Genomic DNA, 24,937 nt, shown 5'->3' with positions numbered 1-24,937 from the left:
TCCCATCATGCATCGTTTTCATCTTCATTCATTACAAAGGAAGAAGCTTGCAAATGATATAAACCCGCGTAAATCCCATCTTCTTTCATTAGTTCCCGATGACTCCCTTGTTCCACTATTCGCCCTTGATCCATCACAATGATTTTGTCTGCAAAGCTCACAGACGAATAACGATGCGTAATAAATATGCCTAGCTTTCCTTTTACTAGATTGTAAAATTTATCAAATACATCCTTCTCTGCTTCTGGATCCAGATAAGAACTAGGCTCGTCCAATATATATAGGTCTGCTTTCCTCATAAAAGCTCTGGCAATCGCAATCCGTTGCCACTGTCCTCCAGATAACTGATGACCCTCCTCAAACCATAATCCGAGTCTCGTTTCTAGTTTTTGTGGCAACTCTTCTACCATCTCTTGGATCCCCGCTTGACTTGCCGCCTGTAACAACTCATCATCTTGATTGATCGAATCAATATCGCCAAACCCGATATTATGGCGCACATCCATTTCATAATGAACAAAGTCTTGGAACACAACGCCGATCTTCTTACGTAATTCTTCTATGTTTATCGTTCGGATTGAGATGCCATTAATCAAGATATCCCCTTGAAAATCATCATAGAGTTGCGTGATACATTTTAATAAAGTCGTTTTCCCCGAACCATTTTTCCCGACAATGGCAATGGTTTCACCACGTCTCAGCGTAAAGCTAATATCTCGCAAAGCAGGTACACCCCTACCCGGATACTGGAATGTGACATTCCGAAATTCAATCGATTCAATCCCAGAAACATCAAACTCCGCTGACGATGGTGGGAGTGAAGCAACACTTTTCTGCTCCAGATCGAGGTAAGCAAATAAGTTTTTCATATATAAATTATGTTGGCATAAAGACAAAATCCCTTGAACAATTCCTTGTGAAGTACCATGAGTCAAGTTAGTCGCCTGAATCATTCCTACTACATTTCCGACTAGTAATTGTCCAACATACGCCGTCCATAAAATAAGTAAAATAATAGCCCCAATCACCATTTGGTAAAAAATTTCAAAGGAAACAGAAGTAAGCGATCGTTTCCGAATGAGTCTTTTATCCTCTTTATAAAATCCTTGAAATAGCTCTTCATATCTAGCTTTCAAATAGGTTCCTAACTGAAACAACTTTACTTCTTTAAATGTGCTATCCTTCGTTAACAAGAAACCCAAGTACCAAGCCTCTCTTTGCCTCGGTGCTCGCTTATAGTTCAAGATGAACTCCTCCTTGCCCAAGCGCAAGAAAGAAACAAACGAAGACACCGGAATCAATATTAATAGAACTGCAACCCACGCATTCCAAGCAACAATCAGCGCTACGGTTGAAAAGAGCGTAATAAAGCTCGTCCCTAAAGTAAAGATGCTACTAAAGATTTGATAAGGTCGATAACTTGTCTCTTGTCTAGCTCGTTGGAGTTGATCCTGTATATCGGAGTCTTCAAACGCAGATAAGGATAGCTGAATGGACTTTTCCATAATCAAGATATTAATGCGATTGGTTAATAGCCTTTCAAATAGCGGATTTAAATAATTTTCAACCAACGCTAAACACTGGGAAAACAATCCTAAAACGACATAGATGGCAAACGCCCAACCAATCGCTTCAAACGTCCCTTGTTGATGTGACTTCGCGACACTATTAATCAGCTGGGTTGTCGTTAATAAAGCCACAACAGGGGTTAATCCTTGCAATATATTTATAACCGCGATGATGAGAAGGTACGCTTTATGGGTTTCCCACAGAATCCTAAAAACCCTAGGCCAGTATTGAATGGAGCGAAGGATATTGGAGAGAGAAATATCTTCTAGCTCTGCATCTTCTTTTTTCACCTTACTCCCCCCTGAAGTGACGCAAATTTCGTAGCGTATGCCTAGCTAGTATCATCACCTTATCTTCTTTTGCTCCGTCCAATCCAATAAAGCGATTTAAATGCAAATGAATCACACTCGCAATAATTTTATGGAATTGATTGTATAAACTCCCTTGCTTCTCCGCTTGCTTCAGACTGGCCGCATATCGTTGCACGTACTCTCTGCGCAAATTTAGCAATGGTAGAATCCGCTGACCCTCTTTATCCTGCCTCAAGCCATCCCAATCGTTCATGCTATTCGCCAAACGGAGATATTCTTTCCGATCTTTACGGAAATCTTGTAAATACAGCTTTGGGTTTACACGACGATCTAACCATGTAAGTTGCTCTTCAAATGAGAGGCCGAAACTCTCTAGGAAATCAACGACACTAATAACTCCCAGCATCTCCTCACTCATCTGCATTTGACCCCAACGCTTCCAACCAATCCATTCCGAAACGACGATACTATCCGCCGCAAAAACTTGCTCCGCTTCATTCATCCATTCAAGGCCACCGTATCGTTCAACCTCTGGGTCATATGTATCGATTACCAGACGTGTTAAAAGCCCCTCTCCTCGAAGAGACTCAGCCCATTCATATACTTCAGGAATCCCTCTAGAAACAAGCTCTTTCGGGTCTCCATGCAAGCGCAAACGAATATGGGTTTCAGGATCACCGTACCTCATAAAGTAAGAGTAATCCGACCATCCTGATTCCTGAACTTGTTGCACAAAATTCTTCAGATAACCGCCAATAAATTCCTCTTGCCGACTACCCAATCCATATAATTTCAAAAAAAGCCAGTTGCTACCGGGTAAGCTCGACCGTTCATGAAGATCGATCAAAGGCTTATCCTTCAGTTGAGTAATCCGACCCGCTACTTGCTCTCTCCGAGTCCCTCGCTCTTCTTTAATCGCTTTTTCGTTTTTGATTAAAGGGAACACACACTCCATCACAAAGTGACCATCTTCCCCTTCCACCCATACGTCTGAGGGATCATATCCCATCTCCGTCATAACAAGCTGTCCACCAGCAGGTAGCTTACTGAAATCACGACGTAACTCTTCTGCATGAAGAGGATTAGTTAAATCTAACAAGATCCGGTTATCTTCCACCGTTAAGTAGATAAAGCGAGGCACTCTCCACTTTTCCCGCCATGCCTGTAGCGCATGAAACCAAGCCTTTGATTCTAACTTCGAATCGAGCATTGTATCATTTAATAGCCATCTAGCGGGGCTTATGATCGCTTTTCCTATTCGCAAACGAGGCAGGAAAGCAGCTCGTTCCAATGAGCCCCACTTAAAGGACATCCACCTTCTCGTACCCTCTACGGATATCTCTTTTAAAAATCGATACACATTAGGAGAGCCTGCGTGATTCAGCATATGCCCCGTACATGGAATGACTTGTTTTTCTAAAGACTTGGATTTCACATAAAATCCATCATGAGTACAACCGACAACTAAGTCAGATAGAGCGATCGTTTGAGAAGACTCTTTCGAAGAATTGGTCCCCAATGCAATCTCATAAGGGCGCATATTCTTTGACAGCGAAACATTACCCGATCTCCCCGAAGTAGATAGATAGACTAACTCAGCGAAAACAGCATCTGGCTCCTTCTCTTGCTCCAAGCGATGGATATCCTTCCACTTCTCTTCTAATTCCGAATCAAATAGATCTAGAAAACGGCCAAATGATTTCCCAGCTCCATCCGACCCTGAATTAGGTGAAATCACTAATTGGAAGTCACCTTGATCCATCGCTTCTATAGAGGCAGTAGCCACCGTAAAATATAGCTCCATCGATGGCGGCGCTTGTTCTTCTCTTTGGTTTTCCGGCTCTAATTGTTTTATTTTTGCTTCCGTCAATTCAATCTCAATATCCCCTGTGGCCCAAGATTCGAGCATCCATTGATGCAACAAAGATTCTCTCTTCATCGAAAACGAAAATGGCTGGGGAATATACGGCCGGTGGCTAGGCGGATATTGGTAAGTAGGGGGTGCACCCAAACCTTGATCTTCATCCAGTAATTCAAGCAATGGAACTTCTTGATAGTAGCCATACCTCTCCTGAAAATCGCTACGATACGATTCTAGATGAGGATTAGTAGATTGATCGGGAGATAGGCGCCATAAAGTTTCAGCCACCCTCGCCACTTCCTCTTGGATAGAGCTAGAAAGAGTCACCTCTTTTTTACGTACAGCTAAATCTACTTGTAAGGGTGTTTTCACTTCTGCTATTTCTTTCATCTGGGTGGTTAGACGTAAATACTTCTCTTCTCCCTCTCCAATTGGAAGCTGATCATATTCGCGTAGCTCGATCGATAACTCCTGAAGCTGCTTTTTTTGCACTTCCATCCCCTGAACGGCAGATAATTTTTCTAACACATAAGCGAACGGTGACTCCACCATAAAAGGCGGGCGCAACTCACTAATGAGGAACTCCTGCTGAAAAAGTTGCCATAAAAATGGAGTGATTTGCTCCTCACTCGCTTCTGGATAATCCTTCACCAATTGATCCGTCAACATTTGAAATCGGATTGGTTGTTTTGCCAGTTGGAAAACACGCTCTACAACTTCTGTATATCGAATGGAGGCCATCTCCATCTTTCTATCTTCTTGTCCATAAAGCGTTTGATAAGGCAACTTCGCCCTAGCTCTATTTACATAGGTAGCATCATTTACTTGCACTTGAAGTTGTTTTACGATCTCAATGTTCATTTCAAACGATTGTATTACCTTTAGTAACCACTCCATATCCGGCCGGGAATGTTTCTGATAAGTGGATAAAGCATCAATCTCAATCCGGGACTCTTCTCCAAAAGAACCCGTTGTAACACCCGAGCACAAACCATATGGAGTCGATCTCGTTGTCATCCGTAAAAAATAGCGTAAAAACCCTTTTATCGCCTGATCTTGCTTGCGGGGCTGAGCGTCATTCGTCAGATTCGTGAGGGAATGAAGGAGGGAGGGGCTAGCAACAGCTACCACTTCTCTTATGATTTTATTTTGCGATAATGCAACTAATTTCGATAAAACCTCTCCCCGCATGCTCTCCCACTCTGTTGACGAACTCTCTAATGAATGTAAATATAATTCGAAAGGAAGAGCAGGAATTCGTAACATATAAAAATCAAGTGGTTTATATAAACGAGATGACTCTTTCGATTTATTTTCTACTTTTTCTACTGTTTGCAAAGACATACGAACCTCCAAGAAAATCTCTTATATATAAAATAATAATTAAACAATCTATAATTATTATACATTATCAAAATAAAAGTGATATAGAACAGGATTTTTTTACCAACGGAAATTTGAATCAAAACACGATTTTATATAACCTAATTATTTCCATCCTATAATATAGCAATGGAACCGGATAATCCGATTCCATTGCCAAACATTATTCATCTATTAGCAAACTTTAGCGGTCTTCCCAGCTCCTCCACAGAAGAACATGGTGCACCCAAAACCTTGTGTATGTGGTGTTGGCGGCGGGCAATCCGAAGAACAATCGTTTGTTCTAGCACATCGTCCTGACGCTCCACAGTCGGACCCACAAGTTCTTTGTTGCGTAACCAGTGGACCTTTATTACCTGTATCAATTGAACTTAATTGTAAATCTAAGTCAAATTTATTGTTAGACATTGATTTCACCTCCCTTTCAAGTACTTTTCTATAGTAAAGCGAATCCAGACAAATTCACACTTCACAAAGTTGCATTTTTACATTTCCAACTATTATTTTTCTATAGTGTGTATTTTAATTACAAAGAAAATGCGAATGAGTAGGTAATATACTCATTCGCATTTTTCACTTTCCACCGTTACTCTTCTCTCTCTTTACTCGATCCAGGAAGTCCTTTAAATCCTCCCGAATCAAGTCTTCACAGTAACCGAGACTCACCTCAACTCCGTGATCCCGTAGATGATCCATCCCTTTTCCATTTACCTGCTCATATGGATCACCAATCCCAATTACCACACGTGTCACCCCTGCATCCGTCAAAGCCACACAACAAGGGCCTGTCCTTCCATAGTGAGCACAAGGTTCCAATGTACAATACACCGTCGCGCCCACCGCCTTCTCCCCTGCATCCGCTAACGCATTTACCTCCGCATGCGGTCCGCCCAAATGGGAAGTGTGTCCTCGTCCGACAATCTCGCCATCCTTCACCACGATAGCCCCTACAGGCGGATTCGTCCCCGTCTTCCCTTGGGCTTTCCGTCCCTCCTCTATTGCAATGAGCATATATTCTAGGTCGGTCATGAGTTTTCAATCCTTTCCCAACGATGATGCAGATTTAATCCATTTGAAAATAATAACTTTTGTCATTTAACAAATACATTATACATATCCTGCATCTATGTATTATATCTATAATTTTATAGACTTAAGGAGTATGGGTCTTCATAGCCTCTTCCAGTCCCTCTAGATAATCCTCGATGCATTGCTCTTGAATAAACTTTTGAAAGACAATCCCTGATAATGGCTTCTTAGAAATATTCCTATGCATTGCGATAATTGCTTGACTAAATTGTCCAATCAATAGGACATTTGCTTGTTCCTTGACATGTTCAAATAACAACAACTCACATAAGGCATGCATAACTTCCCCAAAATGAAGGTCATGCAACTGTCTCCTCTTTTTTTCGGGCAAACAATGACTAAACTCATTAAATGGCACAGTTCTCCCCAATAACATTAGCGCAGAAAATAGCTGGTTATCATATCTTTCATTAAATAGATCGCTACTAAAAACAACATGACAGCCTAATGATGAAAAAAATTCCTGATAGTGTTTATTTATTTGGGCTTGATCATAAATACTTCTCCTTGTTACTAAAGCGGCACAAACGTCGTCTACATAAACTTGGAGAGGGTTAGACGTTATAGCTCTAGATAGGGCCACATGGCAACGGAAAAGCTGTTTTGGTTGATGACGAGCCCAGACAACAAGAGCCGGATTTAAAGGTTCTCTCAAATCACCGATTACTTTTAGAATAAACCCTTTCTCCATCAGAATTTGAATACTATTCAAAAAAATCCTCCTTTGGTAAGTTGATTTTCCACTTTCATAACAAGTAAACTGTTATCAGGACAAATGTAACTAGTCATCTTGGAGGTGAATGTTTGATGGAAAAGCGATACGATCAACATTTCTTTAAAAGAAGTCAAGAATCATGGGTTGGGATTGCTCCTAAGGAGCTTGTATCTTTTGTTCGTACCAAATGCCAAGAGATTCTAACTCAGGATCGACTCCTAGAGTTACTTTCAGAGGGTAGAAAATTGCGAGTAAAGTTAGGGATTGACCCAACAGGTGCAGAAATTCATTTAGGGCATATTGTCCCCCTTCTTTTGCTTAATCAATTTGCAAGAGCCGGCCATCACATTGATTTCATTATCGGCGACTTCACTGCTCGGATTGGAGATCCATCCGGTCGAGAAACGAGCCGTAAACCTTTAAGTACTGAAGACATCACAGAGAATACTAAAACCTACACTGATCAAGTAAGTACATATATTGATGTTGATAAAATGCAGGTTCACTACAACTCAACGTGGTTGAGTTCTACTACGTTGCCTGATATCTTTGCTATTTTTCAACAAATGAATCTAGCTGAGGCTACCCAACGAAACGATTTCCGCAAACGACTTGAAAATCACCAAGGGGTTTCTCTTGCCGAAGTTTGCTACGGTGTATTAATGGCACTAGATTCTGTTAATCTGAAATCCGATATCGAGCTAGGTGGTATCGATCAACTTCTCAACTTCCAACAATGCCGTAAAGTAATGGAGATTTATGGCATGAAGGAAGAGGTAATCCTGACGACTCCTATCTTAGAAGGAACTGCTGGAGATGGACGTAAAATGAGTAAAAGCTTCGAAAACTACATCGCCGTCCGCTCTACAGTAGAAGATAAATTCGGCAAGATTATGTCCATTCCAGATCACTTAATCATGGAGTATTTCCTTAGCTTTGCTGATGTCCATGAGAAAGAGATCGAAGAGTTGCAGACGTTCATATCTAGTCACCCACTCGAGGCAAAAAAGCAATTGGGAACCTATCTCGTTGCTTTAGAAACAAAACATCTTGACGGTGGATTAAAAGAACGAGAGCATTTTGAGCGCAAGTATTCTAAACGTGAAGTCACCGTAAATGATTGCATTCAACTCCCTACCTTCAAAGGAACAACCTACTTTGAAGTTTTGTTTGATAGCAAGAGCTTTTCCAGCAAAAGTGAATTAAGAAGAATGTTTCAACAACAAGGTGTACGAGCCATCGGTGAAAAAGAACAAATTCTATCAATTGACGATTCAGTTATAGAATCTGGAATGGTTCGCGTTGGAAAGCATAAGTATTTTCATATTACTATTTGAGCAAAAAGAGGGTAGTGAATAAGCTACTCTCTTTTTTGCTTGTTCCAAAATAATTTGAGTAAAACCTTCTCTACCTCATGATTCATCAAATTTTTATTATAAAAATACCCGAACATGTGGAGTACATCTTTTTCACTATCGCAACCTTTTGTGAATGTTTGTATGTTATCAATCATCTTCTTTCTCATGGGAAGGACTTCGACTTGATCTTTAATACATTCACTAAACAGCACCATAGAATGAATATCTGATAGAAACAAGCGATGGTTTTGTATAGGTGTAAAATCATAGTGAAGGGTATGCCCCCATGGATTTTCAGTTTCATGATATGAGAGCTCAAGAGGCGGAACATTTCGGCTGTGGGTAAAGGAGACTAATGTTTTCATGCTCAGTGATGACTGCCTATAACTACGAAATTGAATTTCTTGCATCAAGGTGATCTTTTCATATAACTCTACTGTCATAAACTTGACGTGAAGGGCATTACGCCCTGAACCATATTGATGTGTGACATTTACAATATCATAGTAACCATTCATATATTGTTCCACGATCTCTTTATTACAAATTTCCTCAAGTATTTTTTGGTTCTGTTTATTTCGTTTACATATGACTAAAATATCTAAATCACTGGCTCCATTCCGAAAGCATACAGCTCTCCGGGTAGGAAAAAAATATGATCCGCCAATAAACACACTCGCATGTAATAGAGGGGGTAAAAATCCAGTAACTTCCTCTTTTAACATTTCTTTTTCATTCTGAATCGGAAAGTTCAAATGTAACATAATTAATTCCCACACTTTCTAAATCAGCTAAAATATTTTCATAACCACGGAGAAGTTGCTGAATACCCCAAACTCTGGTCTGGCTATTCTCGCCCACTAAGGCAATAATATTAGCCGCGGCGCTTCGGAGATCCAAGCTCTGCGCATCTGTAGCCACTTTGGATTGCTTCTCATTCCCTTGTATCCACAATTGGTCATTATCTGTTCGGTATGAGAATCTAGGATTGACGTGTTGAATTTGTTCGATGTATCGATAGCGGTCTTCAAAAACTCGATCTTTTATAGATGATTCCCCATTAATTTTACAGAGAAGTGGGGCAATCAAGGGATGCCAGTCAGAACACGCTCGAGGTGAATGGCCGCAGACAATATTAATTGGGTGTAATCTCTGTAACGATGTCGGTGGGATGTGCAAAGTATGAGGTGTATAAGAAAATGGGATGTTCATACGTTCTAAGATATCTATAAAGGGAGCAAGGTATAGAGAACGTTGGGATGTGTGTACAAACTCATTCCCGGTTATAAGCGCAAGCAACGCTCGAGTGATTAATACATTACGATCTTCTGATAGTTTCCACCTAACAGGCGTAGTAACTCCTGAGTTTTGTACAATCAAATTTCGCTCAGATTGAAAAGTGATGTCTACACCTAAGTTTTGGAGTACTTCTACCATCTCAAGAATCTCAGGCTCTATAGAGGCATTTTGGATTCTAGTTTGTCCTTTAGCTATACTAGCAAGAATCAAGGCAGTGGACGTCCCTGTAAAAGACGGAAAAGGTAGATATATCGATGTAGGATGTAAAGTACAGGCATTCACTTCCACCATTCCATCTGGATGCGTTACCCATCTAGCACCAAATTCTCTCATCACCTCTAAGTAGAGATCGATTTTCCGATTTCCAATTTGACAGCCTTGTGGATTATGGAAGGTAATGATTGGATGCAAAGCAAGAAGAGCGGGAATGCAATTGATTATTGAACGTGAGAGATCCGTAATCGACCTCGGAATTGAGATTGGTGATCCTTTTTGCTGTTTTGAGTAGGTGAGTAACTGTCGAATCGCAATGGTATCGATAGTACCGGGAGTATTTATAACCTCTAAAGAGTCGAACAAAAAAAATAAGGGAGCAATCCTTGAAAAAGCATGCTTAGAACCTTGGATTGATGTTGATGAGATGGGGAATTTTACTTGCTTTAAAGAGCTATCTAATTTGATAACGATCTCTGAATGAACAATTTCATATAGTGGCGGCAGAAGATTTCGTGAATAGAACACAGAGAGTGATTCAATCTCATCTAATGTCATCCATTTTGCATCTACTAATTCATTATGATTCAATGTAATTTGAGTATCGCATGTAAAAGCCACGTAATAGATAGTATCCTTCTTGATCCGCTCACCTTTGGTTGATAGAAATTCGTATTTCTCAACGAATCGATATTTATTTGGATTTAAAATACCATTACAGGCTATTTGCGTTTCTTCCTGTAACTCCCTCCATGCCGCCTCTAATTCTGTTTCACCATCCTCGATACCTCCCTTCGGAAAACCCCAGTGCCCTTCTTTGTGCTGAACTAAGAGAAATGTAGAGTTTATTATAGAAAATACAATCATTCCAGCGCTCTGTTGATTCGTTTCCATCATTTCACCCCAATTTCTATAGATAAATCTGTCACATATTATCTACGATATACTGAATGGCTAGCTTGTCCACGATTGGAAGCATTCTTTCGATTGAGCTTGAGTCGCGAGAGAAAGCATGTTCGGAATAATCGCCTTTTTTATTTGCATTCTATCTTCCTCTCTAACACAGAATAAATCGTTTCCATTAATCCTTGTTGTAAAGAGGTTTGATAGCGCCAGCCTAGTTGTTTAAATGCTTGGTCACAATTCAGAGAGACTCTTTCTAGATCACCTTTTCTCTTTGGCTCCTTGATACATGGAACATAACATTTTAAACCATCCTGTAGGATCTGATAGACAGACTCTGTTGATGTTTCTACCCCTGTTCCAATGTTAAAGACTTGGTTATCTCCATCGTCTAATACCAATAAGTTTACACGTGCTACTTCCTTTACGAAAATGTAATCGCGAGTTGCACCACTAGGCATATGTGGAAACGTATAAATTTTGGATGGTTTACCTTGCATAAAATTTTCTAAAAAGATAGAAACCACTCCACACTCACCGTCTGGAACTTGGCGAGGTCCATACACATTTGCGTATCGTAATACAGTATAGTTCAAGCCGTGATGCTGATAGTAGAAATCTAGATATTTCTCCAATGTATACTTACTAATCGCATAAGGGGATACCAATACGGGAGTATCTACTTCACTAGTAGGAATTTTACTTATATCACCAGCAAGAGTTCCTCCAGAAGAGGCAAAAATGAATTTCTTTACACCATGCTCAACAGCGCTTTCTAGGAGATTTAAGGTTCCCATGATATTAATTTGTGCATCTATAATGGGATTTTCCATAGAAGCAGGAACTGACTTTTGAGCTGCATGATGGTTTATGATTTCAAATTTTTCTGATTGAATCAGATGCGTTAACGCTTCTTGATCGTTATAAATATCCAGATGATGAAACTTTGCTCTTGGATGAATATTACCTTTCTTTCCTGTAGATAGATCATCGACAACGTGTACTTCATGTCCATTGTCTATATAGAGATCTACAACATGTGATCCTATAAAACCAGCTCCACCAACGACTAGAATTTTCATTTGGCTATTCCACCTTATCTAGTAGAAAATAGTCTAAACGATTGGGATTACAACACGGAAATTTAAGATATTTCTCTACAAACGATTCTAATCTAAGAGGGGCCGTTATTTCAGACCCCTACCCGACCTAGATTTTCACCATTCGCTTCTTCATTGTAGTATAATAGAGTAACAACAGATTTTCACTTAGGCCATGTGCAGTGGCCTTTTTTGTTGTCTGCAAAGATATCATAGCTCTTACCACTTACGATCTGCATCTCATCCGTAATTTTCACCCTGATCACGTCTAGAAGTGGCAGACGAATTACCAAGCCATCAACTGTTTCCATCTCGATGATTTCAACTCTACTCCGGGGAGTATGGTTGATAGCACATTGGGAGTAAGAGACAACCTCTCCATTCTTGATCTCGCAATTTTCCTCCGACTCATGTAGTTCTATACTTGAATTGTGCTCCAACTCATACATAAAGGATTGAATTTGATTATTCGGGCCTTCTAATCGAAGTTTTAACAAAGGAATCACCTCGCTCTCAGTTTTATTAATTGAATTATATAGGAATTCGAAGTTAGAATTCTATAGATCTACTGTGCAACTTACACTTTGCACAACTGAATACATATACCAACATTTCCAGCCTACCGCCTCTCATTTTCTAGTAAAAATCACGTTTTGTTTACCAAAACAAATAAACGATTTGATTTTTTCTGTATGTTTATATATGTTGGTAACAAGAGCAATGAAAGGTGGGTGCACATGATTTTTCAGCTAGAGGATGATACCATCCGATATGTGTTGAGACGAAGAAGAATCAAAGAATTAGGAAAAAGCATGGGAGACCTAGAGGATCACCTAATCTCGAGATCTACCATTAGTAATATCGAAAGTGGTAAAGGAAAGATTAGTTCCCGAACCATTGAAATCTATCTGGAGAAATTGGAAATAACCGAGGACCAAGTAGTCGCACAATCTCTAGAATCAAAGGCCGAAGTGATGGAATATTATGATCAGCTAGAAGCAATCGAGCACATTATAAATCGGGGTGACCCATCTACTGCTACCGAGCTATTAGAACGATTTCAATTCGATGAGTACTTTCCTTTAACACCTTATTACCTTTCTATTCAAGGTCGTATTTGCTATGAAGAACATGACTATAAGAGAGCAGAGAAAAAATATCTTCATGCCCTTGAATTATGTATGAATAAGTACAAACACAATCCTTCAGATAATATTATTGCTATATGCTACAAAGAGTTAGCTCGATGTAGCTATGAAACAAACGATCTTAACCAAGCCTTAGTGTATGTAGATTTAGGACTGGATAGCTATGATGAAACAAAAGAAAAGAAAGAAATCAAGTATATCCTCTCCGGAAATAAGGTTATGTATCTTCTAAAATCCTCTCAGCAGGAACAAGCATCCCGATTACTCGACCAAGTTTGGGCCGAAGTAGAAAGTCTAGATAGTAGATTTGACGGCACAGCTTTAATCAATCTTTATAAACACAGAGCCATGGTATTGAGGGACTCAAAAATGTATGAAGAAGCCCATCAGTGTTGCAAACAAGGAATGCAAATCACTCGGAATCGGTCAGATGGTAGGATCGGTCACTATCTTGATTTTCTTATCATTTCTGGTAGTATTTATCTACAACAAAAAGAGTTAACTAAAGCATTTGATCGCTTCCAGTTGGCACTTGGCTCAGATGCAAGCTTTCGATCGCCTCGAAGACATGTGGATATCCATACCTACTTAGGTGTCTTGTTTAATTCTACAAAAGATTGGGAGCAATCCCTTTATCACCTAGAAAAAGCCATTCAGATCGAGAAGGAAAATCCAGACCCTTACCGGCTATCTAAGACACTCATCGTAAGAGGTAACGTCCATTTCTTCCAAAATCAATTTTCTGAAGCCCTCGTCTACTACCAGGAATCAGCAATAATAGCTGAAAAATATGGTTACAAGCAGAGGGCATATACGTCCTTGTGGAAATTAACGGATTGTTTTGATAAACTAGGCGATGTGAAACAGAAGCATGATTGTCTGGATAAAATGTATCGCCTTCAAAAAGAGCTCCATATCCGAAGTGAGGTGATCATTTGTGAAGCGTAACTTCCCATTATCATGGATGGGCGATGACGACGATGATGTATAAAATGTACATTCATTCATATGATTTATGCTAAAACAGGGGTACCTACTTGCAGTAAGAAATGGTTGAGTACGATCGTTTAAACAGGCAGAAGCAAAGCCATTTCCCGAATTAGAACAAATTCTTTTAACCTGCCTACAGAAAGAACGTAAGAATAGGTTTCAGTCATTTAATGAGCTGATGAATGCTTTTCAATCACTGAAATAGCACACCCAAACGAGCTAGAGATCTTCACTCTAGCTCCATTAATTTCTATTGAACTCCCACCAGTGAGTAATCCAGCGTTGGTCCCCTGTTACCTTCTTCATTTCCACTTCCATCATGTCACGTAATTCTTTTGCGAGACCAACCAAACTCTCTAATCTCGTCTCCATTAGGCAACTATTACAAAGCTCCACTAACTTGACTCCTTCTGGACACAGATGTTCAGCATGTTTGGCTAACCACTTATTATAAGCATAGGGTTTAGCATGAATGAGAGAAAAGGCCTGGAGTGCTACTTTTGATACCTGTTGCGGTGACAATTCCTCGTTTTGCAGACGAGCTAGTATCTAAGCGGCGAACGGAAAAAAGAACAAAATGATCTTTCCGTAACTGTTCTAGCTCCTGTTCAAATTTCAGTTGATACTCTGCAATCAACGAAGAAATACCTAGAGGGTCTTGGATAAAAGCACAATTCGTATAGATCCATAGATACAATGGCCAACTTCCGGGATGATTTCCTTCCAATCTTTCTAGAAGCCAATCATGATCATGGATTTGACCGAAGACAATTGGCTTATTCTCATGGTCATCAATAACATAATCTACTTCATATTGGTTAATAAACGATTGGTAATCCTCATTTCCTAACAAGATATGAAGATCCCAATCTGCTTTCTCATTCAAATAATCCCTCCGCAATCCCCCACCCCGCAGATCCACTTAGAACAACCGTAGCACGATTTTTTAGATCGTCAGGAAATACATCTTCGGAGAGATTTTGAAAATATGTGCTCACTCCACTTACAACATCATGATTAATCATCATTTATCGCCCTTCTTAATAAATAAATCTACTATAAACAAAAATAGACAAAGGAAAAGTGGCAGTCACTATGGATGCAGCAATTAGTAATGCATTTTTCACATCTAAAGATGGATATAAAGCAACAATCACATAAAGCGTACAAAAAAGAACTAGTGCCGAAGCATATCCGATCAAAGCGCTTTTTTGCCTGATTAATTGTGTTCTCTCATCATTCAAATCCAAATCTAGCTTCGAAAACTTATACAATAAAAGAACAGCCCCTACAACAAACATATTAGGAAAAGAACCATAATACACCCACTGAAAAATCCCGCCTATTATAGTCATACCAATAAATATATTAGGAAAGTTCCTTCCTAAAGCCATCAAAAGCTTTAAAAAGAACCAACTACTTTTACTCACTCTTCTTCCTCCTCAAATATAAATAAATCCTCGATCCTACACTGAAATAACTTTGCAAGCATAAAGGCCAATTTCAAAGAGGGATTGTACACTCCCTTTTCAATCGAGATAATGGTTTGTCTTGAAACCTGAACTTTATCAGCTAGTTGTTCTTGTGAAAGATCAAATACGCGGCGCTTCTCTTTTAGATAGTTTTTCAATAGCCCCACCTTTGTAAAGTTTCTTTTACATTGATGCTATTGTAATGTAAAAGAAACTTTACATCAATCCCTTTTCTACACACAAAAAAAGAACCAAGGCTCTCACCCCAGCTCTTCTTATCATCTCATTTATTCGTCCCTCAACAACCTACGGTAGCCAATATGGCTGACTTGCTGTTCCTTGAAAACGATTCTTCGAATCATGGAAGTCAAAACGTAGCTCTTGTAGATTTGGGAATTGTAGATACTTCACATATCTATGTACAATCCAGCCAGAAAAAGCTTTTGGATTCTTGAGATATTTCTCTCCGAGATGCTTAGGCAAAAGCAAAGGACCTGGAGCATCCATAGCTCCTTCAGGCGCTAGGCGGAGATATACTTCTCCTTCTTTAACAAATAGGTCTTTGGTGTTCAGCCAATCAGATCCTACATATTTGTAATCTTCTGGTTTACTTGTTTGTTCTTGAGCAACCGTGGTACTAGCTACTGAATCTTTTGCAAAGCTTGTCCCCGCAAAAGAGAAAACAAGAGCCGCCACACCTGCTACAACCAACCCTGCTAATCGGATCGATTTCTTCATATTCATTCCCCATTTTTCGTTTATTAACAACATTTTAATTGTATAATTTTTATAAAATTAAGTCTAGTAATAAAAAATTTTATTTTTATATAAAATTTACACATAAGATACAGAGTAGACTTTACACTTGTCTGAAAAAGAAAAAAGAACTAGAGTCCCCACCCTAAGTTCTTTTCGATTCCTACATATAGTTGATCTAAAAATTGCTTCGTTCTTGCATGAGTAGGGTGCCCAAACACCTCATCTGATGTTCCCATCTCGATGATTTTCCCCTCATCCATAAAAATCACTCGATCGGCCACCTCTCGGGCAAAATTCATCTCATGCGTCACGATCATCATGGTTTGAGTCTTATCTTTCGATAGCTCACGGATAATAGCGAGCACACCCCCTACTAACTCCGGGTCAAGTGCAGAAGTAGGTTCATCTAGCAGAAGAACAGACGGATTCATAGCCAGTGCTCTCGCTATAGCAACCCTTTGCTGTTGTCCACCCGATAGCTGAATAGGAAACGCATCTTGCTTTTGAGCTAGACCTACTTTTTCAAGCAACCCTTTCGCTTGAGTAGAAGCGGTTTCCCTGCTTATCCTCTGTACTGTAACAAGTCCTTCCATCACATTTTCTAATGCAGTAAGGTGTGGGAATAAGTTAAAGCTTTGGAAAACCATTGCCGTTTGGGAACGAAGAGATCGAATTTCTCTTTCTTTTGGTTTTTTATCATTAAATTTTAATGTATGAGCCCCTATTTTTATTGAACCAGCAGTTGGGGTTTCTAAACTATTTAAACAACGTAGGAAGGTGGATTTACCAGACCCACTCGGTCCTATAATGGCGATTACCTCTCCTTGCTCCACTGTTAGATCAATATCATGTAGCACATCTAATTTACCAAAACTTTTGCGTAGATTCTTTATTTCAATCAACGAATTCACCTCCACCTATGTGTTTGTAAAGCGATTATAATGTTTTTCTAACCTCTCTTGCAGGGCGTTCAAAACCGTACAAATAACCCAGTAATAAAGAGCTACGATTAGGTAAACGGTCATGTAATCGTATGACCTACCTCCTACAATCTTCGCATAGTAAAGCATCTCTGGTACTGTAATGACCGTCAAGAGAGATGTATCTTTTACAAGGCTTAGAAAACTGTTCATCAAGGAAGGCAACGCGACCCGAGTTGCTTGCGGGAGAATGACTCGGCGCATCGTCTGTCGATAACTCATATTTAATGACGTCGCTGCCTCCCATTGTCCACGAGGTATTGAGAGAATCGCACCACGAATCGTCTCCGAAGCATATCCACCTACCGAAGCTGTTAGTCCAATAATCGCCACAGTAATCGGCTCCAAGGTAATTCCAATCACAGGTAGACCAAAGTATAAGATAAATAATTGGACTAGTAACGGTGTACCACGAATAATCGAGATGTAGACTCTAGCGGGATAGCGAAGTAATCGATACGGTGACATACGAGCGATCGCAACAACTAATGCCACTAGTAGCCCCAATGTCATCGTGACCACACTAATCCACATCGTATTCCAAAGACCATTTTTTAAGATATAGGGAGCGGCTTCTTTGGCAAGTTGCCAGTCAAATAATTGCTCCCATTGAATAGTAGATAAAAGATTCATCATGAAGACTCCTATAGATCAAGTAAGAAACAAACGAATTATTCATAGTAAGTTTATCGGATTTTATTTAAAAAGAAAAGGATTAAAAAAGCGAAATTGGAAAGATGTAACGAGGTGATAATAAAAGAGCTAGGGTCGAACTACGCACCCTAGCTTGAAATGGTAGTGATGTCAAATATGATCATGACCATTTTTTCAAACGTATATACATTTATTATTTCCCTATATAAACAGATTTAACAAGAGTCCGCTCAAAGGATTTTCCTGATTTCTTTTTACCATTTACTTGAACCGTGAGATTATATAGACCTGGCTTTACATTAGTAGCTACTGGTACTGTGTATTCATCTAATGAATCAAGATCTCTCTTCTTTCTCGAATGTAAGCCTACTTCGTGGGGTTGCTGCTTGACTTCTTTCCCCTCTGAATCCATTAGTTTCACATCTACATTAATCGATCCAAGATTATAATCCTTCTGTTGGTCTATTTTTACCTTCAACGAGGATTCTTTCGTACTTGTCTGACTAGGAAGATCTAACGCAAGGCCTTGTGAACCTTTATATGTTGTAACAAGGAAATAGGCATCTTTACTTGGACTTTGGATTCGAACTTTCCAATTACCCGGTTCGGCATCTTTTAATTGAAAGCTTTGATCTGTCACATCACCAAAAATCTCATCACCTTTAGTCAGAACATAATTACTGCTATTTTTATCGTATGTTTTACCGGAAGGAGATTGTAAAGTCACTTTCACATCAGGTGATTTTGTCATTACTTGAACAGACGCCTCTTTTGCATCAATCGAAATTGATTTCTCGACCGGTTGATTTGCTAACAATGCCCCACCCGCTAGAGACTGATCAGCTACTTGAGTTGATGGAGCAGGTTTTGCTTGACTGAAGAATGCCATTTTCGGTGGTTTCATAGGAGTAGCATTACGCAAAACAGGTTCCATCAACTTAAATGAAACAGAGCCCTTGCGGATGCTATCGTGGTCAGCAGGGATGGTAAATAAATGGTTTCCATATGGTAGGTATGTACTTGATGTATTAACAAGCCCATCATTTTCTCCATAACTAGATAAGGTAAATCCCGCTAACCAAAGCGCTGTCGCAGAAGGCCCCCAGCTCGTTCCTGCTGTAGTATAGTATTCATTTTTCATCACGTTTGGGTGATAATCGGTTTGCCTACGAAACTTCTCCATTTCTCCTGTTTGCAGCGAGTAAGCTCCAGCATCTTGCTCTCCAACTAATTTGGTTAACCAACTAGCATACCAACTATACGCCATGTCTGCTAAATGCGACCCATAGTTTGGAGAGCCTAAAGTTACTATTTTACCCACATATGGATACGCATTATAGTGAACAAGTGCAGCTTGGGCATCGATCCCACCTTTACTATGTGCCACGATATTTACTTTTTGTCCATAATGCTGAGAAATCTCTTTTAAAGACTTAGCTATCAATTGACCGTTATCATAAGGGCTAGCTGTACCTTTGCCTGCAGAATCGTGCAAGTGAACAAAAACCGTTCGATATCCAGCATTATATGCCATCTCATACATGTCGTTGATGCCATGATATTCTGTCTTGCCCCACCAGTCTTGAGCATGCCTACTTCTACCTTGAACGAATACAACAGGTGGCTTGTTCAAATCTACATTCGGAGGTACAGCTCCGAGTTGCCATGTTCCAGGCGTCTCTGTTAGTTGAAAACCTGCAATTTCTTTAGGAGTAGGTAATGTAACACGATCTTCAGCTCGTACCTGAAAAATCGGAAAAAAGGTACCTATAAAAAGAAGAAATGAAATAAGTAATCTAGAGAATTTAGACATGATAGAATAATCCTTTCTGGTTGAATTGATCTAAGATTTTTATGTAATATCATAACGTGAATAAACTGGGTTGGCTAGTAGCTATTTTTCATTAGAGATAAAAATGCCGGCATTCCTCTGCTCCAATGAATGAGCGAGTCCTGCCGGCATATATCGCGAATCTAATCTTGAATCCCTTCAAATAATAATACACGTGCAGGTGCTGCTTCCGTCTCCATCACTTTCAGAGGTGCGGCAACCATGAAATACTCTCCCTCAGGTACTTCTGCTAAACGAAGCCCCTCTATGATGAGAACCCCCGCGTGAAACAACGTTTTATGGGTGGGGTGTCCAGGTTGTGCTCTCTCTACTCCTAACGCGTCAATCCCTACGCCACGAATCTTTTTTTCAGCGAGATACTTCGCACCACATTCTGCCAGATAGATAAAATCAAAGTTAAACTCTTCCTCCATCGAGTTACGCGTTTTAAGTAGGATAAAATCTCCCTCACCAATCTCGTGTTTTTCTAGATCTGGCTTACGCACTCCATCTGTTACATGAGTCATATCAAGGACTTTAGACGATCCGATTAATGTTTCGAGTGATAATGTCTCCATCGTCCCACCTTCAGGCAACATATGTAGTGGGGAGTCAATATGGGTTCCGGTATGAACATCCATCTCGATTCTAGACTCGCGGGCAGTAGCTTTATCAAAATCTTGAACCACGCGAATCGAAGGCTTCTTCTCTGGTTTGTTTTTATAGACTTGCATGTTTTCGCTGATCGCCATCGTTACATCATATACTTTCATATTAGCTCTCCTCCTATTTCAATCGCTTTTTGGTTTTGGTTTCATATGCTGGAATCGTTTCTGTATCTCTATTTGCTCCAACTGACCACCAATGGTGACCCTCTGCTTCGAGCAACTCATCTGCCAATTTTGGCCCCCAAGACCCACTCTCATATGTTTCTAACGAGACCTGGCCCTCTCTAAATGCTTGTTCAAGCGGATCAATAAATTTCCAAGCCAAGGAGACTTCATCCCAGTGAGCAAAGTAAGTAGAGTCTCCCATAATCGCATCGTGAATTAAGGATTCATACGCCTCTGGAGATGCATCAATACAATTGTTACAGTACTCCATTTCAATACGAGCTAATCCTTGAATCCCCCCTGATTTCTTCGCATTTAAAACAAAACTAATCCCTTCTTGCGGATTAATCTTGATGATAAGCAGGTTCGGCTCTAATGTATTCTCGCGATTGAAGTAGAGATTTGGGGGCATATTTTTAAATTGGACGATGATCTCTGTTGATTTCTCTGACATTCGCTTTCCCGTACGCACATAAAAAGGAACTCCAGCCCATCTAAGATTATCTACATATAGCTTAGCTCCCACATACGTCTCTGTCTGTGAATGAGGGTCTACTCCCTTTTCATCTAGGTACTTCGGAACCGCTTTCTCTCCTATCATCCCTGCCCCATATTGCCCGCGCACTACGTACTTCGCCGCCTCCTCTGGCTGTATATGGCGAAGCGAACGAAGAACTTTTACCTTCTCATCATGGATCGCTTCCGTTTTTAAGCGGCTTGGGGGCTCCATCGCTACAATCATGAGCATTTGAAGGATATGATTTTGAACCATATCTCGAAGAGCCCCCGCCTCCTCGTAATAACTTGCACGCTCTTCTACACCTACGATTTCCGCGGCGGTAATTTGGATGTTTTCAATATGTTGATGATTCCATAGAGGCTCAAATAACGTATTAGCAAACCGAATCACCTCTATATTTTGGACCATCTCTTTTCCAAGATAGTGATCAATTCGATACGTTTCATTTTCGGCAAATGACTGCTTCACTTGTTCATTTAATTCTTTAGCGGATTCGTAATCATGCCCGATTGGTTTTTCGATAATGAGTCGTTTCCAGCCTGGCGTCGTCGTTAATCCCGACTCTTTTAAGTTGATTGCTACAGTTCCAAAGAAGTCAGGTGCGATTGCCATGTAAAATAGGCGGTTACCCGGCAGGTTCCACTTGGACTCTTCCTCTTCTACAATCTGTTTGATCGATTGGTATCCTTCTGGATTTCGCACATCCGAGGTGGTATAGAAGAAGCGCTGTGCAAACTTCTCCCACTCCGATTCTGAGTCCATTTCCTTCTGTGAAAAAGTCTCAATTGAGTGGCGAAGATCTTGGCGAAACTGCTCAGTCGATATTTCAGAACGCCCTGTACCTACAACCGTAAATTGCTCATGTAATAACCCATTTTGAGTAAGACTATAAAGTGCAGGGAACAGCTTTCTCTTGGCTAAGTCACCAGTAGCCCCAAAAATGACAAGGGTAAAAGGTTCGGTTTTTCTTTCGATCCCCATTTTGAATCCTCCTCACAACTACTTCATCGTTGGATTTATTATGTGTTAGATCATTTGGAATATGTAGCCATGCTAAATAGTAATTGTATCAGGAAAAAGGGACAAATGATAAAAATATGTTTATCTAGTCTAAAAACATTCTGTAGTTTATAATGTGTTTATTACGAAAAACGAAATTTTCAATGGAGGAATTATGCTATCTAAGAAACAAACCATTTACCTCATGCTACTCGCAAATATGATTCTTTGGGGAAGTTCATTTGTAACCTCCAAAATAGCCATTAACTCTGTACAAGCACCTGTTTCGGCTTCGATTCGTTTTGGATTATCCGCCATTATATGTGGACTTTTCCTCATCATCCAAACCAAGCACCCTCGCAAAGTAAGTAAGAAGAACCTTGGAAAATTGTTCCTCATGGGGATATGTGGCATATCCATTTACAATTGGCTTTTCTTCGTTGGACTATCCCACACACAAGCCTCTGATGGAGCGGTTATCATTCCAGCAATGAGCCCCGTACTTACAGCTTGTCTCGCCTATTTTCTCTTAAAACAGCGGCAACCGATTTCACAGATACTCGGACTCGTCCTAGCCCTAAGCGGAGCGGCCATTTTCTTCTTTTCAACGGCTTCAGGCTCTCTCGATCAAGCTCGTCTATGGGGCGATCTCATGTTTATCGGTTCTTCAGCTTCTTGGGCTGTCTATACGATGATTGGACGGACTGTATTTGAGGAAGTTCACCCATTAGTTGCCACTTCCTACGCACTTATCTTCGGTGGAATCTTGCTAGTATTAGTTGCACTCCCTCAATACTCCCAGGTATCGTGGGAACAAGTGGATACAAGCTTTTGGATCGTCCAACTTTACACTGCCATCTTCCCTACTGTGCTCGCAAACTTCTTTTTTTCATACGGAGTAAAAAGCATTGGACCTACTTCTACAGCCATGTTTATGTTTTTCGTCCCAATATCGGGTCTTGGTCTATCTATCATTTGGTTACATGAATCCTTAAACCAACTGCAATTGGTGGGCTCCGTTGTGATTATTTTAGGTATTTGGTTGATGAATAAAAAAGTAGCCACAGCGAAGGATCCAAAACCGAGGGTGAGAACGAATTGAAGAATATTACGTTAGCTGATGGTCATAAAAAACACCTCCTTCTAAAACGCGTTTAGAAGGGGGTGTTTTTTTATGACTTTTTGGTTAGCGCTGCAAATAACTCTTTAAAGTTATGACTATACTCTTCAAATTGTTCCGGTGTTAAGCCTGTCTTTTCGAAAATCTGCGAAGGGATGGATTCAGCCTTTTCTTTTAATCCAATCCCTTTCTCTGTTAGTGAAATAAGCACACTTCTCTCATCCTCTTGAGACCGTTTACGGATAACTAATTGGGCCTCTTCCAGCCTTTTAAGTAGTGGTGTTAATGTACCTGAATCTAGACAAAGTTGGTTGCCTAACTGTTTTACCGATAAAGGTTCATGTTCCCACAAGGCAATCATAACCAGATATTGAGGGTAAGTGATTTTTAACTCTTTGAGAATAGGTGTGTAGAGCTTCGTAAATTCCCTGGAACAGGCGTATATTGAAAAACACATCTGATTGGATAGTAGCAACGGATTTTCTATATTCATACTGTACCTCCATATTCATTCTCTCTATATTGTAACCCATTTTATTACAACAACCAACTAAATTATACAAAATACAATTACACATAATTATGTTGACACGAAATAACGGCTTATGTTATATTTATTTTACGAAATTTAATTTCACAAAATACAAATGACAAGGATGAGATATATGCAAAATTTATATACGGCTGTTGCAAAAGCAACTGGAGGAAGAGAAGGAAAAATTCAAACGGATGACTTGCAATTGGATTTAAAAATTGAAATGCCTAGAGCATTAGGCGGATCAGGAAAAGAAGGAACCAACCCTGAACAATTATTTGCCGCAGGATATGCAGCATGCTTCGATGGAGCCCTAAATCTAGTTGCTCGTACAAAGCGAGTTAAAGTAGGCACTACAGAGGTTACTTCTCATGTAACAATCGGAAAAGATGCTTCTGGATTTGGCCTAAGTGTGGTTTTAGAAGTTCACGTTCCTGGCGTATCATTAGATGAAGCAAAAATGTTAGTGGAAGAAGCTCATCAAGTTTGCCCATATTCCAAGGCAACTAGAGGAAATATCGAAGTAGAATTAAAAGTAGTTTAATCAAAGAAAAGGCTGTAGACAATGTCTTAAAAAACATTGTCTACAGCCTTTCTATCTCATTTGTTTGTGTTACATGATCGTCAAAAGTTCATCTACCGATTTACGCTGAGTCGCTATTGGGGCATCATCAAAATATCCCATTTGCAAAATACCAACTATTTTTTCATCTTGATGCACACCTAGATACTCTTTTATCCGACTCGTCATCTGCTCGCCATATGTTCTCAAAACCATTCCTACTTGCTTCTCCCAACCGACCAGTTGTATGTTTTGAATCAAAGTAGAAGTGGCGCATAAATCATCTTCCCAATGTTTCCGATTCTCTCTTTGCTCCATCACCACAACCAAAAAGGCAGGAACCGTTTTAAGGTATGAAATAAAAGCGGATAACGCCGTTTCAGATAAATGTGTGTACGTTTTTTCTGCCATATGAATAATCTGCTGGCGTTGTTCACCGTGGAATAAGATCAGTCTCCAAGGCTCCGTTTTTGCATGATGAGGTGCCCATCGAGCCACATCAATAATGTCTCGAATCGTATCGATCTCTAATGGTTGATTGGAAAATTGGCGAATTGTTCGTCTTTCTTGTATAATTTGCATAATGGAAGTAGTAATCACTGTTTTAGTCCTCCTATTAAACAATCGGGCTTTCTGATTGAGTGAATTCAGGTGTATTTCGGTTACCTCTAATCTAATTGATAGTGATTATCACTGTCAATTTATTTTTTTAATAAAAACATATTTACAAACA

The 24,937-nt window shown here is 39.9% G+C and carries 25 protein-coding genes; 4 read left to right on the top strand and 21 right to left on the bottom strand.

Translation table 11 applies throughout. The annotated features are described in order from the left end of the window. Nucleotides 1-5 precede the first annotated feature (5 nt). The 4 genes from EDD57_RS00170 to EDD57_RS00155 all read right to left on the bottom strand — a co-directional run bounded on the left by EDD57_RS00170 (nucleotide 6) and on the right by EDD57_RS00155 (nucleotide 6,925). Nucleotides 6-1,859: an ABC transporter ATP-binding protein gene (locus EDD57_RS00170; RefSeq protein WP_131847147.1), complete on the bottom strand. Its 1,854-nt coding sequence runs from the start codon at nucleotides 1,857-1,859 to the stop codon at nucleotides 6-8. A 1-nt stretch (nucleotide 1,860) separates the two neighbouring features. Next, entirely contained in the window at nucleotides 1,861-5,085 is a 3,225-nt protein-coding gene (locus EDD57_RS00165; protein ID WP_131847146.1) for a lantibiotic dehydratase, read from the bottom strand. Between the two features lie 612 nt (nucleotides 5,086-5,697). Then, on the bottom strand, nucleotides 5,698-6,153 hold the full coding sequence (ribD, locus tag EDD57_RS00160) for a bifunctional diaminohydroxyphosphoribosylaminopyrimidine deaminase/5-amino-6-(5-phosphoribosylamino)uracil reductase RibD (RefSeq protein WP_131847145.1): 456 nt from the start codon (nucleotides 6,151-6,153) through the stop codon (nucleotides 5,698-5,700). A gap of 124 nt (nucleotides 6,154-6,277) precedes the next feature. Then, nucleotides 6,278-6,925 carry a hypothetical protein gene (locus EDD57_RS00155; RefSeq protein WP_131847143.1) on the bottom strand — a complete coding sequence of 216 codons (648 nt, stop codon included), beginning with the start codon at nucleotides 6,923-6,925 and terminating at the stop codon, nucleotides 6,278-6,280. A gap of 95 nt (nucleotides 6,926-7,020) precedes the next feature. Between EDD57_RS00155 and tyrS the strand changes: the two genes are divergently transcribed. Then, the gene (gene tyrS / locus EDD57_RS00150) at nucleotides 7,021-8,265 is read left to right on the top strand and encodes a tyrosine--tRNA ligase (protein WP_243649388.1); all 1,245 of its coding nucleotides are present in this window, start codon (nucleotides 7,021-7,023) and stop codon (nucleotides 8,263-8,265) included. Nucleotides 8,266-8,288: 23 nt separating this feature from the next. Here tyrS and EDD57_RS00145 read toward each other — a convergent pair whose 3' ends face one another. The 4 genes from EDD57_RS00145 to EDD57_RS00130 all read right to left on the bottom strand — a co-directional run bounded on the left by EDD57_RS00145 (nucleotide 8,289) and on the right by EDD57_RS00130 (nucleotide 12,298). Beyond that, nucleotides 8,289-8,816, bottom strand: coding sequence for a hypothetical protein (locus EDD57_RS00145; RefSeq protein ID WP_165873609.1), 528 nt, complete (start codon nucleotides 8,814-8,816; stop codon nucleotides 8,289-8,291). 202 nt (nucleotides 8,817-9,018) lie between these two features. Continuing rightward, nucleotides 9,019-10,692 (bottom strand): NUDIX domain-containing protein, encoded by a 1,674-nt coding sequence (locus EDD57_RS00140; RefSeq protein ID WP_165873608.1) that lies wholly within the window; start codon nucleotides 10,690-10,692, stop codon nucleotides 9,019-9,021. A gap of 140 nt (nucleotides 10,693-10,832) precedes the next feature. After that, the gene (locus EDD57_RS00135; protein ID WP_131847135.1) at nucleotides 10,833-11,783 is read right to left on the bottom strand and encodes an NAD-dependent epimerase/dehydratase family protein; all 951 of its coding nucleotides are present in this window, start codon (nucleotides 11,781-11,783) and stop codon (nucleotides 10,833-10,835) included. Between the two features lie 182 nt (nucleotides 11,784-11,965). Beyond that, nucleotides 11,966-12,298, bottom strand: a complete 333-nt coding sequence (locus tag EDD57_RS00130) for a hypothetical protein (RefSeq protein ID WP_131847133.1) — start codon at nucleotides 12,296-12,298, stop codon at nucleotides 11,966-11,968. 240 nt (nucleotides 12,299-12,538) lie between these two features. Here EDD57_RS00130 and EDD57_RS00125 point away from each other — a divergent pair, with 240 nt between their 5' ends. Further along, on the top strand, nucleotides 12,539-13,897 hold the full coding sequence (locus EDD57_RS00125) for a helix-turn-helix transcriptional regulator (protein WP_165873607.1): 1,359 nt from the start codon (nucleotides 12,539-12,541) through the stop codon (nucleotides 13,895-13,897). 285 nt (nucleotides 13,898-14,182) lie between these two features. Here the strand turns inward: EDD57_RS00125 and EDD57_RS14265 are convergent, their stop codons facing one another. The 11 genes from EDD57_RS14265 to zwf form a co-directional block, all read right to left on the bottom strand. Continuing rightward, a complete protein-coding gene (locus tag EDD57_RS14265; RefSeq protein ID WP_165873606.1) occupies nucleotides 14,183-14,335 on the bottom strand; it encodes a hypothetical protein in 153 nt (50 codons plus the stop codon). A gap of 67 nt (nucleotides 14,336-14,402) precedes the next feature. After that, on the bottom strand, nucleotides 14,403-14,825 hold the full coding sequence (locus EDD57_RS00120) for a hypothetical protein (RefSeq protein ID WP_131847129.1): 423 nt from the start codon (nucleotides 14,823-14,825) through the stop codon (nucleotides 14,403-14,405). Then, nucleotides 14,818-14,964, bottom strand: a complete 147-nt coding sequence (locus tag EDD57_RS14260; protein WP_165873605.1) for a hypothetical protein — start codon at nucleotides 14,962-14,964, stop codon at nucleotides 14,818-14,820. Before EDD57_RS14260 ends, EDD57_RS00120 begins: the two co-directional genes overlap by 8 nt. 15 nt (nucleotides 14,965-14,979) lie before the next feature. Beyond that, on the bottom strand, nucleotides 14,980-15,369 hold the full coding sequence (locus tag EDD57_RS00115; protein ID WP_131847127.1) for a hypothetical protein: 390 nt from the start codon (nucleotides 15,367-15,369) through the stop codon (nucleotides 14,980-14,982). Beyond that, complete coding sequence (locus tag EDD57_RS00110; RefSeq protein WP_131847125.1) at nucleotides 15,366-15,569, bottom strand: helix-turn-helix transcriptional regulator; 204 nt, start codon at nucleotides 15,567-15,569, stop codon at nucleotides 15,366-15,368. The genes EDD57_RS00115 and EDD57_RS00110 overlap by 4 nt, the downstream gene beginning before the upstream one ends. A gap of 148 nt (nucleotides 15,570-15,717) precedes the next feature. Continuing rightward, entirely contained in the window at nucleotides 15,718-16,149 is a 432-nt protein-coding gene (locus EDD57_RS00105; protein ID WP_131847123.1) for a hypothetical protein, read from the bottom strand. 149 nt (nucleotides 16,150-16,298) lie between these two features. Continuing rightward, nucleotides 16,299-17,072 carry an amino acid ABC transporter ATP-binding protein gene (locus EDD57_RS00100; protein ID WP_131847121.1) on the bottom strand — a complete coding sequence of 258 codons (774 nt, stop codon included), beginning with the start codon at nucleotides 17,070-17,072 and terminating at the stop codon, nucleotides 16,299-16,301. Between the two features lie 15 nt (nucleotides 17,073-17,087). After that, nucleotides 17,088-17,783 carry an amino acid ABC transporter permease gene (locus EDD57_RS00095; protein WP_341539657.1) on the bottom strand — a complete coding sequence of 232 codons (696 nt, stop codon included), beginning with the start codon at nucleotides 17,781-17,783 and terminating at the stop codon, nucleotides 17,088-17,090. Nucleotides 17,784-17,997: 214 nt separating this feature from the next. After that, nucleotides 17,998-19,617: an esterase/lipase family protein gene (locus EDD57_RS00090; protein ID WP_131847117.1), complete on the bottom strand. Its 1,620-nt coding sequence runs from the start codon at nucleotides 19,615-19,617 to the stop codon at nucleotides 17,998-18,000. A gap of 161 nt (nucleotides 19,618-19,778) precedes the next feature. Continuing rightward, nucleotides 19,779-20,408 (bottom strand): cyclase family protein, encoded by a 630-nt coding sequence (locus EDD57_RS00085; RefSeq protein ID WP_131847115.1) that lies wholly within the window; start codon nucleotides 20,406-20,408, stop codon nucleotides 19,779-19,781. Between the two features lie 13 nt (nucleotides 20,409-20,421). Then, complete coding sequence (gene zwf, locus EDD57_RS00080; RefSeq protein WP_131847113.1) at nucleotides 20,422-21,969, bottom strand: glucose-6-phosphate dehydrogenase; 1,548 nt, start codon at nucleotides 21,967-21,969, stop codon at nucleotides 20,422-20,424. 193 nt (nucleotides 21,970-22,162) lie between these two features. Between zwf and EDD57_RS00075 the strand changes: the two genes are divergently transcribed. Beyond that, nucleotides 22,163-23,089: a DMT family transporter gene (locus tag EDD57_RS00075; RefSeq protein ID WP_131847111.1), complete on the top strand. Its 927-nt coding sequence runs from the start codon at nucleotides 22,163-22,165 to the stop codon at nucleotides 23,087-23,089. Between the two features lie 70 nt (nucleotides 23,090-23,159). Here the strand turns inward: EDD57_RS00075 and EDD57_RS00070 are convergent, their stop codons facing one another. Next, the gene (locus tag EDD57_RS00070; protein ID WP_131847109.1) at nucleotides 23,160-23,600 is read right to left on the bottom strand and encodes a MarR family winged helix-turn-helix transcriptional regulator; all 441 of its coding nucleotides are present in this window, start codon (nucleotides 23,598-23,600) and stop codon (nucleotides 23,160-23,162) included. 172 nt (nucleotides 23,601-23,772) lie between these two features. On the opposite strand from EDD57_RS00070, the gene EDD57_RS00065 reads away from it, so the two are divergent. Beyond that, entirely contained in the window at nucleotides 23,773-24,186 is a 414-nt protein-coding gene (locus tag EDD57_RS00065; protein ID WP_131847107.1) for an organic hydroperoxide resistance protein, read from the top strand. 69 nt (nucleotides 24,187-24,255) lie between these two features. On the opposite strand, the gene EDD57_RS00060 is transcribed toward EDD57_RS00065, so the two are convergent. Then, entirely contained in the window at nucleotides 24,256-24,804 is a 549-nt protein-coding gene (locus tag EDD57_RS00060) for a nitroreductase family protein (RefSeq protein ID WP_131847105.1), read from the bottom strand. Nucleotides 24,805-24,937: the final 133 nt, after the last annotated feature.

This window comes from Baia soyae, from assembly GCF_004341445.1.
GTDB lineage: Bacteria > Bacillota > Bacilli > Thermoactinomycetales > Thermoactinomycetaceae > Baia > Baia soyae.
This window is presented reverse-complemented; position numbering and strand designations above follow the sequence as displayed.

Coding starts and splice junctions, on each gene's coding strand:
- EDD57_RS00105 (WP_131847123.1), bottom strand. CDS start 16,149: ATGAAGAAATCGATCCGATTAGCAGGGTTGGTTGTAGCAGGTGTGGCG.
- EDD57_RS00095 (WP_341539657.1), bottom strand. CDS start 17,783: ATGAATCTTTTATCTACTATTCAATGGGAGCAATTATTTGACTGGCAA.
- EDD57_RS00140 (WP_165873608.1), bottom strand. CDS start 10,692: ATGGAAACGAATCAACAGAGCGCTGGAATGATTGTATTTTCTATAATA.
- EDD57_RS00065 (WP_131847107.1), top strand. CDS start 23,773: ATGCAAAATTTATATACGGCTGTTGCAAAAGCAACTGGAGGAAGAGAA.
- ribD (WP_131847145.1), bottom strand. CDS start 6,153: ATGACCGACCTAGAATATATGCTCATTGCAATAGAGGAGGGACGGAAA.
- EDD57_RS00090 (WP_131847117.1), bottom strand. CDS start 19,617: ATGTCTAAATTCTCTAGATTACTTATTTCATTTCTTCTTTTTATAGGT.
- EDD57_RS14260 (WP_165873605.1), bottom strand. CDS start 14,964: ATGATTAATCATGATGTTGTAAGTGGAGTGAGCACATATTTTCAAAAT.
- EDD57_RS00165 (WP_131847146.1), bottom strand. CDS start 5,085: ATGTCTTTGCAAACAGTAGAAAAAGTAGAAAATAAATCGAAAGAGTCA.
- EDD57_RS00075 (WP_131847111.1), top strand. CDS start 22,163: ATGCTATCTAAGAAACAAACCATTTACCTCATGCTACTCGCAAATATG.
- EDD57_RS00135 (WP_131847135.1), bottom strand. CDS start 11,783: ATGAAAATTCTAGTCGTTGGTGGAGCTGGTTTTATAGGATCACATGTT.
- EDD57_RS00070 (WP_131847109.1), bottom strand. CDS start 23,600: ATGAATATAGAAAATCCGTTGCTACTATCCAATCAGATGTGTTTTTCA.
- zwf (WP_131847113.1), bottom strand. CDS start 21,969: ATGGGGATCGAAAGAAAAACCGAACCTTTTACCCTTGTCATTTTTGGG.
- EDD57_RS00125 (WP_165873607.1), top strand. CDS start 12,539: ATGATTTTTCAGCTAGAGGATGATACCATCCGATATGTGTTGAGACGA.
- tyrS (WP_243649388.1), top strand. CDS start 7,021: ATGGAAAAGCGATACGATCAACATTTCTTTAAAAGAAGTCAAGAATCA.
- EDD57_RS00085 (WP_131847115.1), bottom strand. CDS start 20,408: ATGAAAGTATATGATGTAACGATGGCGATCAGCGAAAACATGCAAGTC.